Annotated in this window: 10 protein-coding genes; 1 reads left to right on the plus strand and 9 read right to left on the minus strand. The window is 68.0% G+C overall.

What is annotated here, in order from left to right; genetic code table 11:
* Nucleotides 1-178: 178 nt before the first annotated feature.
* The 5 genes from ACIQ7H_RS03560 to ACIQ7H_RS03580 form a co-directional block, all read right to left on the minus strand.
* Nucleotides 179-397 (minus strand): hypothetical protein, encoded by a 219-nt coding sequence (locus ACIQ7H_RS03560; protein WP_395788456.1) that lies wholly within the window; start codon nt 395-397, stop codon nt 179-181.
* A gap of 11 nt (nt 398-408) precedes the next feature.
* A complete protein-coding gene (locus tag ACIQ7H_RS03565; RefSeq protein ID WP_395788458.1) occupies nt 409-1,857 on the minus strand; it encodes a hypothetical protein in 1,449 nt (482 codons plus the stop codon).
* Between the two features lie 169 nt (nt 1,858-2,026).
* Nucleotides 2,027-2,818: an N-formylglutamate deformylase gene (hutG, locus tag ACIQ7H_RS03570; RefSeq protein ID WP_395788460.1), complete on the minus strand. Its 792-nt coding sequence runs from the start codon at nt 2,816-2,818 to the stop codon at nt 2,027-2,029.
* Nucleotides 2,819-2,821: 3 nt separating this feature from the next.
* On the minus strand, nt 2,822-4,249 hold the full coding sequence (locus ACIQ7H_RS03575) for a serine/threonine-protein kinase (RefSeq protein ID WP_395788462.1): 1,428 nt from the start codon (nt 4,247-4,249) through the stop codon (nt 2,822-2,824).
* Between the two features lie 57 nt (nt 4,250-4,306).
* Nucleotides 4,307-5,776 (minus strand): cryptochrome/photolyase family protein, encoded by a 1,470-nt coding sequence (locus tag ACIQ7H_RS03580; protein ID WP_395788464.1) that lies wholly within the window; start codon nt 5,774-5,776, stop codon nt 4,307-4,309.
* Nucleotides 5,777-5,959: 183 nt separating this feature from the next.
* On the opposite strand from ACIQ7H_RS03580, the gene ACIQ7H_RS03585 reads away from it, so the two are divergent.
* Nucleotides 5,960-6,898 (plus strand): DMT family transporter, encoded by a 939-nt coding sequence (locus ACIQ7H_RS03585; protein ID WP_395788466.1) that lies wholly within the window; start codon nt 5,960-5,962, stop codon nt 6,896-6,898.
* On the opposite strand, the gene ACIQ7H_RS03590 is transcribed toward ACIQ7H_RS03585, so the two are convergent.
* The 4 genes from ACIQ7H_RS03590 to ACIQ7H_RS03605 form a co-directional block, all read right to left on the minus strand.
* Nucleotides 6,895-9,258, minus strand: a complete 2,364-nt coding sequence (locus tag ACIQ7H_RS03590; protein WP_395788468.1) for a diguanylate cyclase — start codon at nt 9,256-9,258, stop codon at nt 6,895-6,897. The genes ACIQ7H_RS03585 and ACIQ7H_RS03590 overlap by 4 nt on opposite strands.
* 15 nt (nt 9,259-9,273) lie before the next feature.
* Nucleotides 9,274-10,185 (minus strand): two-component regulator propeller domain-containing protein, encoded by a 912-nt coding sequence (locus tag ACIQ7H_RS03595; RefSeq protein ID WP_395788470.1) that lies wholly within the window; start codon nt 10,183-10,185, stop codon nt 9,274-9,276.
* Nucleotides 10,186-10,318: 133 nt separating this feature from the next.
* Nucleotides 10,319-13,621, minus strand: a complete 3,303-nt coding sequence (locus ACIQ7H_RS03600) for a two-component regulator propeller domain-containing protein (protein WP_395788472.1) — start codon at nt 13,619-13,621, stop codon at nt 10,319-10,321.
* A 97-nt stretch (nt 13,622-13,718) separates the two neighbouring features.
* Nucleotides 13,719-15,317: a cryptochrome/photolyase family protein gene (locus ACIQ7H_RS03605; RefSeq protein ID WP_395788474.1), complete on the minus strand. Its 1,599-nt coding sequence runs from the start codon at nt 15,315-15,317 to the stop codon at nt 13,719-13,721.
* Between the last annotated feature and the right edge of the window lie 8 nt (nt 15,318-15,325).

A 15,325-nucleotide genomic window follows, 5' to 3' on the forward strand; every position in this document is an offset into this window, starting at 1 on the left:
GGACGAAGTCGTGCATGAGAAGTTCACGCGTCCGATAACGACAGTCTGCCGACGAGGTTGCGGTCACGCAATCGTCGTCACAGCGGTGCATTCGCAGTCAGGGCAAGGGATCCAAGGGTATCGGCCCCTCCGCGTTTCAGCGTCCGTACCGGTGCCACGACCACCTCACGACGGCGACTCAAGGCTTGCGCGAAGGCGAGATCGCACCAAGGAGCAAGAGTGCCGTTCTGGCAGCCTGGTCAACCAAAGCCCGACAGGCTGCTCGCAGCCGGATCCACCAGGCAGTGACGAAGCGCCAGCTTCGCAAGTTGCCGGCAGCGATCAGGCCCAACAAGGCGAACACCACCACCCGAAGATGCACGAACAGCACGGCATCGGCGGCGAGCGCCCAGGGCACGATCGCCTGCTTCAGAATCCGAACAGTTCTTCCGAGGCGCGCTCCCAGGCGCGCGTGACGACGTGACCACCGACGACGGGCAGTGGCGCCTCCTTGTCCCTGGCACCGGTGTGCACCCGCCACAGCAGGGTCGCGCTGTTCGCTTCAAGTCGACGCAGACGCGATTCACCACTGGCGTAGTTGCCGCCCTCGAGGCTCAGGGCCTGCTCCAACTCCAGCCCATGGCGGCTGCCATGATCGATGTCCACCTCGAACCAGACGAAGCCGTCCTCATCGACCTTGCCCTCGTCCAGCCTGCGAACCGCCGAGATCTGGGCACGCACGGCCGCACTGGTGTCGATACCGCAGGCCTGGCGCTGACCCGACTCCTTGCGGCTGGTAAAGACTTCACCGGGCAGGGGCTCGACCACTCTGTCCTTGGACGAGAAGCGCTGCAGATACACGGCGACGATGGCGCTGTCGAGTTCGACGGACTTCACCGTCAGCGTGTCGCGAGCCTCATCCGAGGCGCGCAGCACCATGCCCTCGAAGATCCCGTGGCGCGCGCCTTTGTCGATGCGATAGGAGGCCACGGTCGATCCCCAGGACCACTCGCGCGAGGCGGGGTCGTCGGTCGTCTCGACAATGCGCACCTCGATGGCGTCAACGCGGAGCAGGCTCCGCAGTGCCTCGGGCACGCTGTCAGCCGTGGGATCCGCAATCAGAAAGCCCTTGCCGTACAGTCCCGCGATCGGTGCTTCCGAAGCTTGCAATCCCTTCGACCAGAGCAACCTGCGGTTGATCCAGAGCGGGCCCTGGCCGTCCCAGGCCTGCGCGATCGGCGCCAGGTCCTGTTCGCGCAAGAGCAACTCGCCCGGGCCTAGACGCAGCCTGAGATAGCACTCCTCCGGCTTGGCGGCGCTCTCGCTCTCAGCGTTCGCCTGCATGGCTTGTTCGGCAGCGGCATAACTGCGCATCTGCGCTTCGATATGGTCGATCGCCTGGTCGACGCTGCTGCCCGCGGGAAGCTCGGCCAGCGATTCAGCCACCGCAATGGCTGCAAACTCCGGCGGAAACTCCGGCGTTGCGGAGAGGCTGCGCTCCTGCCACAGCTCAAGCCATTGGCCGCGAATCAGTGCCCGGCCCGTCGAGGCGTAGGTGGGCTGATCCTTCCTGACCGCGCCGGCTTCGTAGTCATGATCGAAATGCACCCGCGCATAACGTCCATCGGCCGCGATCAGCAGCTCGCCGTAGAAGTCCTCGAAGACCGCAACAAATTCGGACTGACGCAGCTGGTCCACCTCGGCCCAGTCATCTTTCGAGGGTGTGACTATCGCCTGCAGTCGCGCCGACTGTGCGGCGCTCAGCTCGGGCAGTGCGTCAGCATCAACAGGATCCGCGACCTGCGGGATCTCCTGCGCCCCTGCGGCAGCGGCCATGGCCAGGCACAGGCCCAGCCCGAAACGCATCAAGAACTTCATACCCAACTCTCCATTCAAGGCCCGAACAGGGCCGTGCAAGTCTGCCACACGGCTGGGTCCGCTTCGCCGGATCGTGGTCGGCAAACGCCGTCGAGATCGATCCGCCAACAGATTGGCCAGTGTCCGTGCAAAGCACGCCTCAATCGTTTCGCGCTGCAGGTTGACAGCCTCAGAGCGCTGCCTGAAGCAGTTTGCACAGCAGCTGCTGCAATCGCCCTGCCCGCACGGCGTCATAGCGCTGGCTGCGTTCGTCCATGTAGGTCAGCTGGGCGAGCTCAAGCTGGATGGCGTTGACGCCTGCGCCCGGCTGGCCGTAATGACGGGTGATGTAGCCACCCTTGAAGCGGCCGTTGGCGACCCAGCTGTAGTCGGCCTGCTGGTCCAGCAGCTCGGTGACCCGCGCCAGCCGCGCAGGCTCGCAGCTGGCGCCGTCGACGGTGCCGAGATTCAGATCCGGCAGACGGCCTTCGAACAGCAGCGGCACTTCGCTGCGGATGCTGTGGCCCTCCCACAGCAGGGCATGGCCATGCACGTGTTTTAACCGTGCCAGCTCAGCCTGCAGGGCCTCGTGATACGGCTGCCAGTAGCGCTGCCGACGTCGCTCGACCTCGGCGGCATCAGGCGCTTGAGCCTCGCGATACAGCGGCTCGCCGCTGAAACCGAACAGCGGACACAGGCCGGTTTCGGCGCGGCCCGGATACAGCGCTGCACCGTCCGGCGGGCGGTTCAGATCGATGACGTAGCGCGAGTAGCGCGGCACCAGGATCGAGGCGCCGAGCTGGCGGGCGAAGTCGTAGAGGGTGGCGACATGCCAGTCGGTATCGGGCACGCGCAGCGCGGCATCGTGCATGTGCGCGGCGATGTCCTCGGGCACCGCGGTGCCGTCGTGGGGAAGGCTGATCAGCAGCGGCAGGCTGCCGTGGTGAAGTTCGAGCACGCTGTCGCTACGGCTGGGGCTCACGCATCAGTCTCCGCGAATGCCGCGCTCGGCGCGGTGCATGAGTTCTAGCAAATCGGCGCGCTGCGGATCGGCCTGCAGGCCATCGCTGGCGCTGGTGCGGCAGGCATCCCACAGCGTGCGCTCGCACATTTTGGCCGCACGTGTGGCGTAGAACTCAGCCACCATGCGCAAGCCCTCGTTGGCCTGGGCGTTGTTCGGATCGAGCTGCAAGGCCTGCCGGAACAGGCCAACCGCCGATTCGTCGTCCGGAAACACCAGCCGCCGGCCGAGTGTGTTTTCAGACATGCCGTAGCTCAGGTACGACTCGGCCTGCAGCAGCAATGCATCCAGTTCGCTGACGTCGGTCGGCAAGCTCGGTGGCGTCACCACGGGCGGTGTGTCGATAACCACGGCCGGTTCAGTGACGCTGACCGTGTTGTCCTGCTGCCACAGCACAGCGCCAATGCCGATGCCGATCGCCACGATCACGGCCGCGGCAATCAGCCCCGTACGACGGCCGCTGCTGATCGTGATCTGCCGGGTGCCCAGCGGCACGGTGGCGGCACTGGCGATCGCTTGGCGGGCGGCGGTGTCATGACGCACCATCTGGGTCGCCTGCGCCTTGGGCATGCGCGTGCGAACGCGGTCGAGCTCCAGCGCAAAGGCCTCGCCGCTGGCGAAGCGCTCTGCCGGCCGCTTGGCCATCATCTTGTCCAATACCGGCTGCAGCCAGGCGAACTCGCTGGGCAGCATGGGAATCGGCTGGGTGATGTGGGCCAGCGCCACCGCAAATGGATCGCTGCCGTCGAAGGGCGGGCGACCGATCAGCATTTCGTAGAGCATCACCCCGAGGGCATACAGATCGGACCGGCCGTCGACCGGCTCGCCGCGCGCCTGTTCGGGGCTCATGTAATCCGGCGTACCGATCGAGGAGCCGGCCATGGTGGCGGTGGAGGTGGTGTCCATCGCCTTGGCGATGCCGAAGTCAGCCAGAACCACGGTGCCGTCGGACTTGAACAGGATGTTGCTGGGCTTGACGTCGCGATGCACCACGCCTTTTTCGTGGGCGAAGTGCAGGCCACGCGCGACCTCGGACACGATATCGAGGATCTGCGGCACAGACAGCCCTTCGCGGATGCGTTCGCTCAGGGTGCCGCCGGCGATGTACTCGGCGGCGAGGTAGTACAGGCCCTGATGCGAGCCGATATCGAACACGGTCACCAGGTTGCGGTGCGACAGCTTGGCGGTGATGCGGCCTTCTTTCAGAAAGCGCTCGGTGAACTCACGGTCGGCTGCCAGCTGCGGCGACATCACCTTCAGCGCCACCTCGCGATCCAGCGACTCCTGCACGGCCAGATAGACCGAGGCCATACCGCCCGCGCCGAGTGGCCGCAGGATGCGATAGCCCGGCACCTGCAGGCCACCGTTGCTGTGGATGATGGTTGCTGACACGACAGATCCCTGCGCAGGAAGCGGCTGCGGGGATTGTGGCCGTGCCGGCGGTGACTGTCACGCCGGCGCGGATTCGCCTGTGGAGAGCAGATCAGGCGTTGACGCAGGCGACTCGCCGCGCATGCCCTTGTAGGCGGCGAGCGCGGCCTCGCGCGAGGCTTTCAGATCGACCACCGGGCGCGGGTAGTCCGGCGCCACGCGCCGCGCCAGCTCGGCGCGCTCGAAGGGCGCATACAGGGCCTTGTCGGGCATCCGCGCCAGCTCCGGCACCCACTGGCGGATATAGCTGCCGCGCGCGTCGAACTTCTCGGCCTGGGTGACCGGGTTGAAGATGCGGAAGTACGGCGCCGCATCGGCACCGGTGCCGGCGCTCCACTGCCAGCCGCCGGTGTTGTTGGCGAGGTCGGCGTCGACCAGGGTGTCCCAGAACCAGCGCGCCCCGTGCAGCCAGTGCAGGCGCAGATTCTTGGTCAGGTAGCTGGCGACGATCATGCGCACGCGGTTGTGCATCCAGCCGGTGTGCCAGAGCTCGCGCATGCCGGCATCGACGATCGGCACACCGGTACGGCCACGCTGCCAGGCCTGCAGGCGGCCACCGGCATCGGCCCAGTTGAAGCCGGCGAACTGCGGGTTGAGGTTGTGATTGGTGGTATCCGGAAAGTGGAACAGCAGGTGCGCATTGAACTCGCGCCAGCCGAGCTCGCGCACGAATCCTTCGACCTGGTCAGCGACCGCGGCAGGCCAGTGCTCGCGCTGCAGTCGGCGGATGATCCGCGCCGGGGTGATCTCGCCGAAATGCAGATGCGCCGACAGCCGCGAGGTCCCCGCGCGGTCCGGCAGATCGCGCTGGCCGAGGTAGCTGGCCACCGCGCCTTCCACGAAGGTTTCGAGTGCCTCCGCGGCGCCGGCCTCGCCGGGCATGAAGCGCTCCCAGAAGCCGGCATCCCAGCCCAGCTTGGGGCGCAGCTGCAGAGCATCGATATCGAGCGAGATCAATGCCGCGGGCGGTGCAGGCAAACGCTCGGGCACGACGCGGGCTTCGCCCAACGCGATCTGGGCACGCGCATTGCGCCAGAACGGGGTGAACACCCGATACGGCCCACCGCTGCCGGTGCGGATCTCGTCGCGCTCGAACAGGGTCGCGCCGCGAAAACTCTCGGCGTGCAGACCGGCGGCCTTCAGGCCCTGCTTCAAGGCGGTGTCTCGCGCGATCACGGCCGGCTCGTAGCGGCGCTGCCAGTACACGCTGTCGGCCTCGCACTCGCGGGCCAGCTGCTGCAGGGTCTCAAGACTCGGGCCGCGGCGCACGATCAGACGCGAACCGCGCGCGCTCAGCGCCGAGTCCAGCGCCTGCAGCGAGTGGTGCAGCCACGCCAGCGAAGCCGCGCCCGGCTGCCACTCGCCTTCCTCTTCCGGCGCATGCACGTAGACAAAGACCGGCGCCTGCGCGCGGTCGAGCGCGGCGGCCAGGGGCAAGTGGTCGGCAAGGCGCAGGTCGCGGCGCAGCCAGATCAGGGCGCGGGGCATGGCAGGGTCACCGGGTTCGAGGCGCGCGAGTGTCGTGCACAGGACGTGAGTGACGCAGCAAGGGCGACCGCTGCATCATGCCCGCGCGATCGCTCACACTCTCGCCATGTACCCGCCCCTGAAGCTGCCCACTGCACGCGCACGCCCGCGCTGCCGCGTTCTGACTGCCGTGCAGTCACCCGCATGACGGCCCAACTCCATCGCAGCGGCCTGCTACTGGCTGCGGCCGGCGCCATTCTGTTCTCGGCCAAGGCGATTCTGGCCAAGTTCCAGTATCGCTATGGGCTCGACTCGCTGGATGTGCTGACCCTGCGCATGCTGTTCGCGATGCCGCTGTTCCTGCTGCTCGGCCTGCGCGAGCGGATGCGTGGGCCCGGGCCACGCCTGAGCGCGCGCGAGCGCTGGGTGCTGCTCGGCATTGGTTTGCTCGGCTACTACCTGTCATCGCTGCTGGACTTCTGGGGGCTGGAGTACGTGCCGGTTTCACTGGAGCGGCTGATCCTGTTCCTCAATCCGACCTTCGTGCTGCTGATCGGCCTGCTGTTCCTCGGCCACACAGTGAGCCGCCTGCAGTGGATCGCGGTGGCGGTGAGCTATGCCGGCATCGCCCTGGTGCTGGCCGAGAATCTGCGCGTGGAAGGCCAACACGTGCTGTTTGGCAGCGCGCTGGTGCTTGGCGCTGCGCTGTCCTACGCGCTGTATCTGGTCGGCTCCGGCGAGCTGGTGCGGCGGCTGGGCACGGCGCGGATGGTGGTGATCGCGATGAGCATTTCGACCGCGGCGATCTGCCTGCACTACCTGCTCGTGCGTGACCCGGCCCGGCTGCTCGATTGGCCGGCTGCCGCCTACGGCTGGGCGCTGGCGAATGCGTTCTTCTGCACCTTTCTGCCGGTTACCTTCACCATGTCGGCGGTGCGACGGGTGGGGCCGGGAATTGCGGCGCAGCTGTCGGTGATCGGCCCGGTATCGCTGATTTTCCTCGGCGCCTGGCTGCTCGACGAGGTGATCACGCCGCTGCAGATCCTCGGCACCGCCGTGGTGCTGTCAGCCGTTTGGCTGTTGACGCGGCCGCGGGCGACGCCGACCCAGAAGCCTGCGGGGGATCGATCGGCCGGAGGTTAGGCCCCCAAGGCGACGCGCTCGGTGGTTTCGCCCAGTGCCGCCAGCACCCGACCCTCGGGCAGATTGCTGAGCAGGCGCGAGGCGCCCGAACGCACCATCGCCGGTTCGCACCAGTCGCTGCTGCGCTCGGGCAGCGCATCCGCCCGTTCGGGGAACAGACCGATCCAGGCATTGCGGCCCGAGCGCTTGGCGGCATACAGCAGGTGGTCGGCGAGGTCGACCAACTCTTCCCAGTCGGCGCTCAGCGGCAGCTCTGCCAGCAGCGGGAACGGCGCGAAACCGATGCAGACGGTGCACAGCACCTGGCTGCCGTCTTCGAGCACGAAGGGTGCTGTCGCCATGTGGCTGCGCAGGCGCTCGGCCAAGTCGGCGGCGTGTTCGCGGTCGCTGTCGCGCGCCACCACCAGAAACTCCTCGCCACCCCAGCGCACCAGATGATCGGAGCTGCGGAACACGCCGCGCAGGCGTTCGGCGAACTGGCACAGCACTGCATCACCGCCGGCGTGGCCATAGCGGTCATTGATCAGTTTGAAGTGATCGAAGTCGATCAGGAACAGCACCAGATCGTTGTGCCCGGCCGCCGCCGGTTCGCGTGCTTCGATCCGTCGCAGACACAGCGCGACCTCTTTGGGCATCTCCTGCATGGCAAAGCGGCGATTGCGCAGGCCGGTCAACGGATCGGTCAGGCTGGCTTCCTCGAAGTCGCGGTTCTTGCGCTGCAGCTCGGCCGACAGCGCGCGCAGATCACGGGTGCGCGCCTGCACGTCGGCCTCCAGCCGCGACTTCGCCCACTGCAGGCGGCGCTCGCGCCAGACCACCAGCACGGCGGTCAAACCGATCAACAGCAGCAGCCCCAGTACCATCGCCAGCGGCGTCTGCCACCACAGCGGCAGGACCCGCACCGGCAGCTCCAGAGTCTGGCTGCTGAACCTGCCGCTGCGGTTGCTGCCCTGCACCTGCAGCCGGTAGTCCCCCGGCCACAATCCACCGACATTGGCGACCCGCGAATCCGCATCGACCTCGACCCAGTCGGTGTCGCGACCCTCAACGCGATAGCGGTACTGCAGCAACTCGGGGGCGCTGAAATCGAGCGCGGCGAATTCAAGTGCAAAACTGCGCTCGCCCGGCCGCAGCTGCAGGCTGTCGGCGAGCGGCCCCAGCGGGCGCGGCTCGCCGTCGACGCGCAGCTCGGTAAAGACCAGCGGCGGCTCGAAGGTCCAGGGCTCGAAACGATCCGGGTTGATGACCAGCAAACCTTCGGTAGCACCGAACACCAGCCGACCATCCGGCAAGGGTGCAAACGCGCGAAACCAGCCGGTGCCGGCATTGGCGCCTTCGGCGCGGCCGAGCCGATGCAGGGCATCGCCCTGCGGGTCGTACATGAAGCGGTGCGACCAGATCCGCCCGTCCGAGTCGTCCAGCAGGTTGGCGCCGAAGGCGACATCGACGAAGCCGTGGCGCGCGCTGATCGCATCCAAACGGACGCGGCTGCCGAGATCATCAACCACCCGGTGCAGGCCATCGGCGTCCACCCACAGCTGGCCCTGCCGATCCACCAGCAGACCCAGCACATCGGCGCGCAAGGGCTGGCCGGCCACCTCGCGCTCGACCGGGATCAGCGCGGCGCGCTCCGCATCCAGCCGGAACAACCCGGCACTGCCGCCGACCCAGCCACCGTCGGGCTGCAGCGCCAGCGCATTGATCGGGCCGCCGACACGCTGACCGCTGCTGTTGGCCAGGCGCTTGACGCGGCCATCGGCAGCGCGCCGGAACAGGCCGTCGCCGGTTGCTATCCAGAGTTCACCGGCGCTGCCGGCCCACAGCCTGCGCACCGCCGCACCTTGGAGAAAATCCGGCCCGGACACCAGTTCGAAGCTGCTGGCGCCAAGCGCTCGACGGTACAGGCCGCGCTCGGTGGCCACCCACAGCGTGCCGTCAGCCGCTTCCACCAGGCCAGACGGCTGCTGCCCGGACAGCTCGCCCTGGGCGGGATCATCGCTGCGCAGAAACTCACGAATGCTCAAGTCAGGCGCCATCCGCACCACGCCGTTCTGGGCCACACCGACCCACAGCCCGCCGTCGGCGGCCGCGCTCAGGGTCAAGGCACTGAGTTGGGTCAGCGGGGCATCCTGGAGCGGATCAAAACGCCGCGACTGCAGCCCCGGCGGGCGGGGGTTGATCCGCTGCAGACCCCCGCCGAAGGTGCCGGCCCAGACCCAGCCGGCGCGGTCGATCAGCAGATCACGCACTTCGGCATTGGCCAGGCTGAGCGGGTCGACCGCGCGGTGACGAAGTTGCTCGATCGGCTGCGCCGTGGTGGCGTCGAACACATCGATCCCGCGTGCATGGGCGATCCACAACCGACCCGGTTCGGGCTAGATCGCCGCATTCATGCCGTTGCCGCGCCAGCGCTGCACCTCGCTGGCCTGTGGCGGCTGCACGCGTCCCAGCAACTCCACTGGCAGCCGCGCCATCTGGCCCTGCTGCGCGCCCACCCAGACCGCGCCATCGCTGGCGACGTGGATGCCTCGAATGGTGGTGTTGGCAAACCCGTCCGGGTCGCCCGGATCCGACAGCACGCGCTCGAATACGCCGCTGGCCGGGCGGCGTCGGCTCAGGCCCTGCCAGCTGCCGATCCACAGGCTGCCGCCAGCATCCACCGCCAGCGCCGAGATGCGGTCATCCAACAGGCCGGTTTCATCGCCGTCCGCGCGGAACTCCTGCACCGTGCCGGTGCGATCGATGCGGACCAGACCGCTGCCGGTGGTGCCGACCCAGATCGCGCCGTCCGGGGTTTCGGCCAGGGCGCGCACCCCACCGGCCGGCAGGGGCTGCTGCGCGCCCTGCGCGGTGTCGAAGCGCTCGAAGCGATCGCTGACAGCGTCGTACACCGCCACTCCATTCGAGTGCGTGCCGACCCATAAACGACCGTCGCGCGCGGCGAGCAGCGCCTGGATCCGATTGCCCGGCAGGCTGCCGCTGTCGGCGCGGTCATGCGCATAGCGCCGGAAACGATAGCCGTCAAAGCGCACCAGACCGTCGGTGGTTCCGATCCAGAGCAGGCCTTGACCATCCTGCGTCAACGCGGTGATCACGCCATCCGGCACCTGCTCGATGTCGCCGACGCGCTCGAACACGTAGGGCGCGCGCGCCGGCTGCACGGTAGCCGCAGCAACACCTGCACCGGTCGAGCTCGACAACACCCACAGCACAGGGCACAACAGTGCTTGCAGGTAGCGATGGTGTCGGGCAGTGGCGCGCATCTGCACCCGGGGCGCTGATTTCAAGGCCGCTGATGATACGGAACCTCTGTCCGGACAAGCGAGCGGCAAAACCCACCTGCGCGGGCGGCGACGGAATTCTGCCGCAGCGCGCGCTGCGATCAGCTGCCCGCCACTGTCGCGCATGCGCTGCAGCACCTCAACGCGAGGTTGTGCTTTCGCTCAGCGCCGAGCACAGAACTTCGGTCGCGATACTGCTGAGCAGACGCACGCCACCGCGCTCGATCAGCGCCGGATCCAGCCAGTCGACGCTGCGCAAGGCGGTCGCGTTGCTGCGCTCCGGGTACAGCCCTGCCCAGGCGTCCGGCTGCACCCGCTGGACCAGACGCAGCACGCGGTCGGCCAATTCGACAACATCTTCCCAGGTCGCCATGAAGGGCTCGGTCGCCAGCAGCGGGAACGGCGCGAACCCGACACTCGCCGTCATCTCCACCGATCCGCCCGGGGTGACCGAGAACGTCTCCGCCGAAACTCGCGCGCACAGCTGCGCGGCCAGATCGGCCGCCGCTTCGCGATCGATTTCGCGGGCCAGCACCAGGAACTCCTCGCCACCCCAGCGGATCAAGCTGTCGGACGGCCGGAACACCTCGCGCATCCGATCGGCGAACTGGCGCAACAGCGGCTCACCGGCGTTGGCGCCGTGCGCGATCACGAACGGCACATAGCCATCCAGCTGCAGCCGGAACAGAACCAGCCCGGCGCCGGGTCTGCGCGCCGATTCCTCGCGCCCCTGCAGCCGCCGCAGCGCCTGTGCGACTTCTTTCGGCATCTCGCGCATCGCGAAGCGGTGATTGCGCAGGCCGGTCAGCGGGTCGATCAGCCGTGCCTGCTCGGACTCCGCGGTGCGCCGCTCCAGCTCGGCCGACAGCCTGCTGAGCTCAAGCGTGCGCGCCTGCACTTCGGCCTCCAGCTGCAGCTTGGCCGCCTCCAGCCGGCGACGGCGCAGGCGCACGATCAGCTCGACCAGCACACCGATGATGACCAGCGCCAGAGCAAGCGCGGCCGAAGTCTGCCACCAGCGCGGCACCACCACGATCGGCAGCTCCAGGGTCTGGCTGCTGAAACGACCGCTACGGTTGCTGGCCTGCACCTGCAGCAGGTAGTCACCCGGCCACAGCCCGCCGAACGCAGCACTGCGCGCGGTCGCATCCACCGCGACCCAGTCGGCGCTGCGGCCCTGCAGGCGGTATCGGTACTGCAGCAGGTCCGGCGCCGAGTAGTCGAGCGCAGCAAACTCGACCGCGAAGCTGCTCTCGTCGGGCTGCAGCACGACCTCGCTGGCGCGAGGCCCCAGCCGGCGCTCTTCGCCATTGATGCGCAGCGCGGTCACCACAATCGGCGGCTCGAAGGTCCAAGGCTCGAACCGCTCGGGCTGGACCACCAGCAGGCCCTCGGTGGCGCCGAACACCATCCGTCCATCGGCCAAGCGCGCATGCGCGCGAAACCAGCCAGTGCCGGCCAGCGCGCCTTCCGCGCGGCCCAGTCGATGCAGAACATCGGCGGCTGGATCGAACATGAAGCGGTGGCTCCAGATCCGGCCTTGCGCGTCTTCCATCAGGTTGGCGCCAAACGCGATTCCGGCGTAGCCGAAACGCGCGCTGATCGCCTCGAAGCGGGCGACGCCATCGGCTAATTCCCGCAGCCGCAGCAGGCCGCCGCCGTCCACCCACAGCTGACCGCGCTGATCCACCAACAAACCCAGCACATCGGCCTGCACCCGCCGTCCATCGACCTCGATCGCCACCGGCGTCAGCGCCTGGCGCTGCGCATCCAGCCGGAACAAGCCGGAGCTGCCGCCGACCCAGCCGCCGTCGGCATCGAAGGACAGCGCATTCACCGAACCACCCACGGTGGCGCCGGCGGCGGTCGCGAAGCGACGCACCTGGCCGCTGACATCACGCAGAAACAGGCCGTCACCGGAGGCGATCCACAGCTCGCCCGCGCTGCCCGGCCACAGTCGACGCACCACCTTGCCCTCGATGAACGAGGGATCGGTCACCAGCTCGAAGTCCGTTTCGCCCGGTTGGCGCCGATTGAGGCCGCGCTCGGTCGCAACCCACAGGGTCTGATCTGCGGCCAGCGCCAGGCCCTGGATCATGGTGCCGTTCAAGCCGCCGTTGGTGTCCGCCTCGGCGGCGATGAATTCGCGGATGCGCAGCTGAGCATCGAGGCGCGCCGCACCATTGCGGTCGGCGCCAATCCACAACCCGCCATCCGGCGTCGGGGCCATGCTGGAAACGCTGAGCTGGCGAAGCGGCGCATCCCGTTCGGCATCGTAGCGACGAGCGCTGAGCGCACCCGCGAGCGGATGGGTCCGCTGCAGGCCGCCGCCGAAGGTGCCAACCCAGAGCCAACCGGATCGATCGCGCAGCAGGGTGCGCACGCCGGCATCGGCGAGGCTCAGCGGCTCGGTCACGCGGTGGCGCACGGTCTGCCGCAGCTGTCCGTCCAGGCCGTAGATGTCGATGCCGCGGTAGTGGGCGATCCACAGGCTGCCGTCGCCCGGCTCGACCGCGCTGTTCATGCCGACCCCGCGCCAGCGCTGCACCTGCTGTGGCTGCGGCAAACCCGGTGCATCCAGAAAGGCGGCCGGCACGCGAGCCATCTGGCCCTGCTGCGAGCTGACCCACAGCGCGCCATCGCTGGCGGCGTAGATTCCGCGAACGGCGGTGTCGTAGAAACTCTCCGGGTCGTCCGGGTCGGAAAGCACGCGCTCGAAGCGTTCGGCGCCCGGCCGCAGCCGGACCAGACCGTTCCAGCTGCCAACCCAGAGGCAGCCATGCGCATCGACCGCCAGCGCCGAGATGCGATCGTCGATCAGACCGTAGGCGCTGTCCTGCGCGCTGTAGACGCGGGTGCTGCCATCCGGGTCCACCCGCAGCAGACCTCGACCGGTGGTGCCAATCCAGATCGCGCCATCCGGCGTTTCGGTCAGCGCGCGGATCGAGGCCGCTGCCGGCACCCGCGGTGCATCGGTCGGATCGATCCGCGATTCAATCGCGGCGAACTGATCGGTGCTGGCGTCGTACACCGCGATCCCGCTGGAATACGTGCCCACCCACAAACGACCGTCGCTTGCCGCCAGCAGGCTCTCGATGCGGCTGCCCGGCAGGCTGCCCGGATCGGCGGGGTCATGGCGATAGCTCTTGAACCGGTAGCCATCGAAGCGGATCAGCGCCTCGGTAGTACCGATCCACACGAAACCTTCGGCGTCCTGCGCGAGCGCGGTAACCACGCCATCGGGAATCCGCTGATGATCGCCGACGCGCTCGAACAGTGCGGTGCTGCGCTCGAGCTTGGCCTCGACCTCAACCTCCGCGACAGCGGGCAGCGTTGCGGCGAATGCCGTCATCAGCGCGAGCAGACGCAGCGCCCACACGACCGTGAGCTTGCGGCCATGAACACCCGGCGCGCCCCTCGCTGCGGCGTTCGACGTTCTCACAGGCTCGGGCTCCAGGACGCAACGCGGCGGCGGCTGCACCCCCGATCATACGAGGCGCCCTGCACTTCCGGCAAAGCGACCAAGGGCTGAGCTGCGCTTACCCGCGCGCCGCTTCCACCGAGAGTGACGCAGCCGCCGCCGAATCAGCCGCGAAAACCTCTCGCAACTGCTGTGCCTGCTCGGCAATGGCCGCGCGCTGCTCGGCAGACAGGCGTTCCAGGCTGCGCCACTGCAGGGCGGCCCGCGGGTGCTTGGCGAAGCGCGCCTGGTGCCGCTGCAGAAAATCCCAGTACAGGGTGGTGAACGGGCAGGCCTTGGGGCCGACCGCCAGCTCGGGTTTGTAGCGGCAGCCACTGCAATAGTTGCCCATGCGCTGGATGTACTTGCCCGAAGCGCAGTAGGGCTTGCTGGCCATCACACCGCCGTCGGCGAACTGGCTCATGCCCAGCACGTTCGGCAGTTCGACCCACTCGACCGCATCGACGTAGATCGCCAGATACCATTCATGCACCTCGCGCGGCCGCACGCCCAGCATCAGCGCGAACAGACCCGTCACCATCAGCCGCTGGATATGGTGGGCGTAGCCGTAGCGCAGGGTCTGGCCGATCGCGTCTTTCAGGCAGGCCATGTCGGTGTCGCCGCTCCAGTAGAACGCCGGCAAGGGCTGCTCGGCGCCGAGCGCGTTGTCATCCAGATAGCCCGGCATGCGCAGCCAGTACAGGCCGCGCACGTACTCGCGCCAGCCGAGAATCTGGCGGACGAAGCCCTCCACTGCCGCCAGCGGCGCGCGGCCGGCCTGCCAGGCGTCGATGGCGGCGTCGATCACCCGTTTGGGCGTGATCAGCTTCAGGTTCAGCGCCACCGACAGCCGCGAGTGATACAGCCAGGGCTGCTGCGTCCACATCGCATCCTGATAGCGGCCGAACAGAAGCAAACGCTGATCGATGAAATCGACCAGGGCGGTTTCGGCCTGGGCCGGCGTCAGCGGCCAGTCGAAATCGGCCAGCGCGCCGGGATGCGACGCGAAGCGCGACTCGACCAGGGCCAGCACTTCGCGGGTGATCGGATCGGGTTGGAAGCGTTGTGGCGCGGGCAGCAGGCCTGGCCCGCGCGCATCGAAGCTGTCGCGGTTGTCGGCATCAAAGTTCCACTGCCCGCCGGCCGGCTGCTTGCCGTCCATCAGCAGATCGAGGCGCTGACGCATCCAGCGATAGAAGAACTCCAGCCGCAGTTCCTTCTTGCCGGCCGCCCAGCCGGCGTAGTCGTCGATCGAACACAGGAAATGGCGATCAGGGCGCTCCAGCACGGCGACACCCGCGACCTGCGCTACGCCGAGCAAGGACTGCCAAACGCGCCAGTCGCCTGGCCGCACCCACACCAGTTCGCGGGGTTCGAGTGCGGCGACGTCCTCGCGCAAGGCGCTGGCAAGATCGGGCGCGCCGTGCGCATCGAGCTGTCGATACAGCACGCAGCGGCCGTGGGCGCGCTGATCCGCGGCGAAGTGACGCATGCCGGCCAGAAACACCGCGATGCGCGCCTTGTGCGACCAGACATGGGTGGATTCCTCAGCCACCTCGGCCATCCACACGGCGTCCTGCGCGGGGTCGAACTCATCGAACACGGCGCTGTCGCGATCGAGTTGATCACCCAGCACAAGGATCAAGCGACGCAGGGTTCGCGGGGTGGGTAGTTGCATCAGTGACC

Source organism: Aquimonas sp. (assembly GCF_044377145.1).
Lineage (GTDB): Bacteria > Pseudomonadota > Gammaproteobacteria > Xanthomonadales > Xanthomonadaceae > Aquimonas.

What these genes read in the sequence shown, in the direction of transcription:
- ACIQ7H_RS03565 (WP_395788458.1), bottom strand. Translation starts at nt 1,857, where the DNA reads ATGAAGTTCTTGATGCGTTTCGGGCTGGGCCTGTGCCTGGCCATGGCC.
- ACIQ7H_RS03580 (WP_395788464.1), bottom strand. Translation starts at nt 5,776, where the DNA reads ATGCCCCGCGCCCTGATCTGGCTGCGCCGCGACCTGCGCCTTGCCGAC.
- ACIQ7H_RS03585 (WP_395788466.1), top strand. Translation starts at nt 5,960, where the DNA reads ATGACGGCCCAACTCCATCGCAGCGGCCTGCTACTGGCTGCGGCCGGC.
- ACIQ7H_RS03605 (WP_395788474.1), bottom strand. Translation starts at nt 15,317, where the DNA reads ATGCAACTACCCACCCCGCGAACCCTGCGTCGCTTGATCCTTGTGCTG.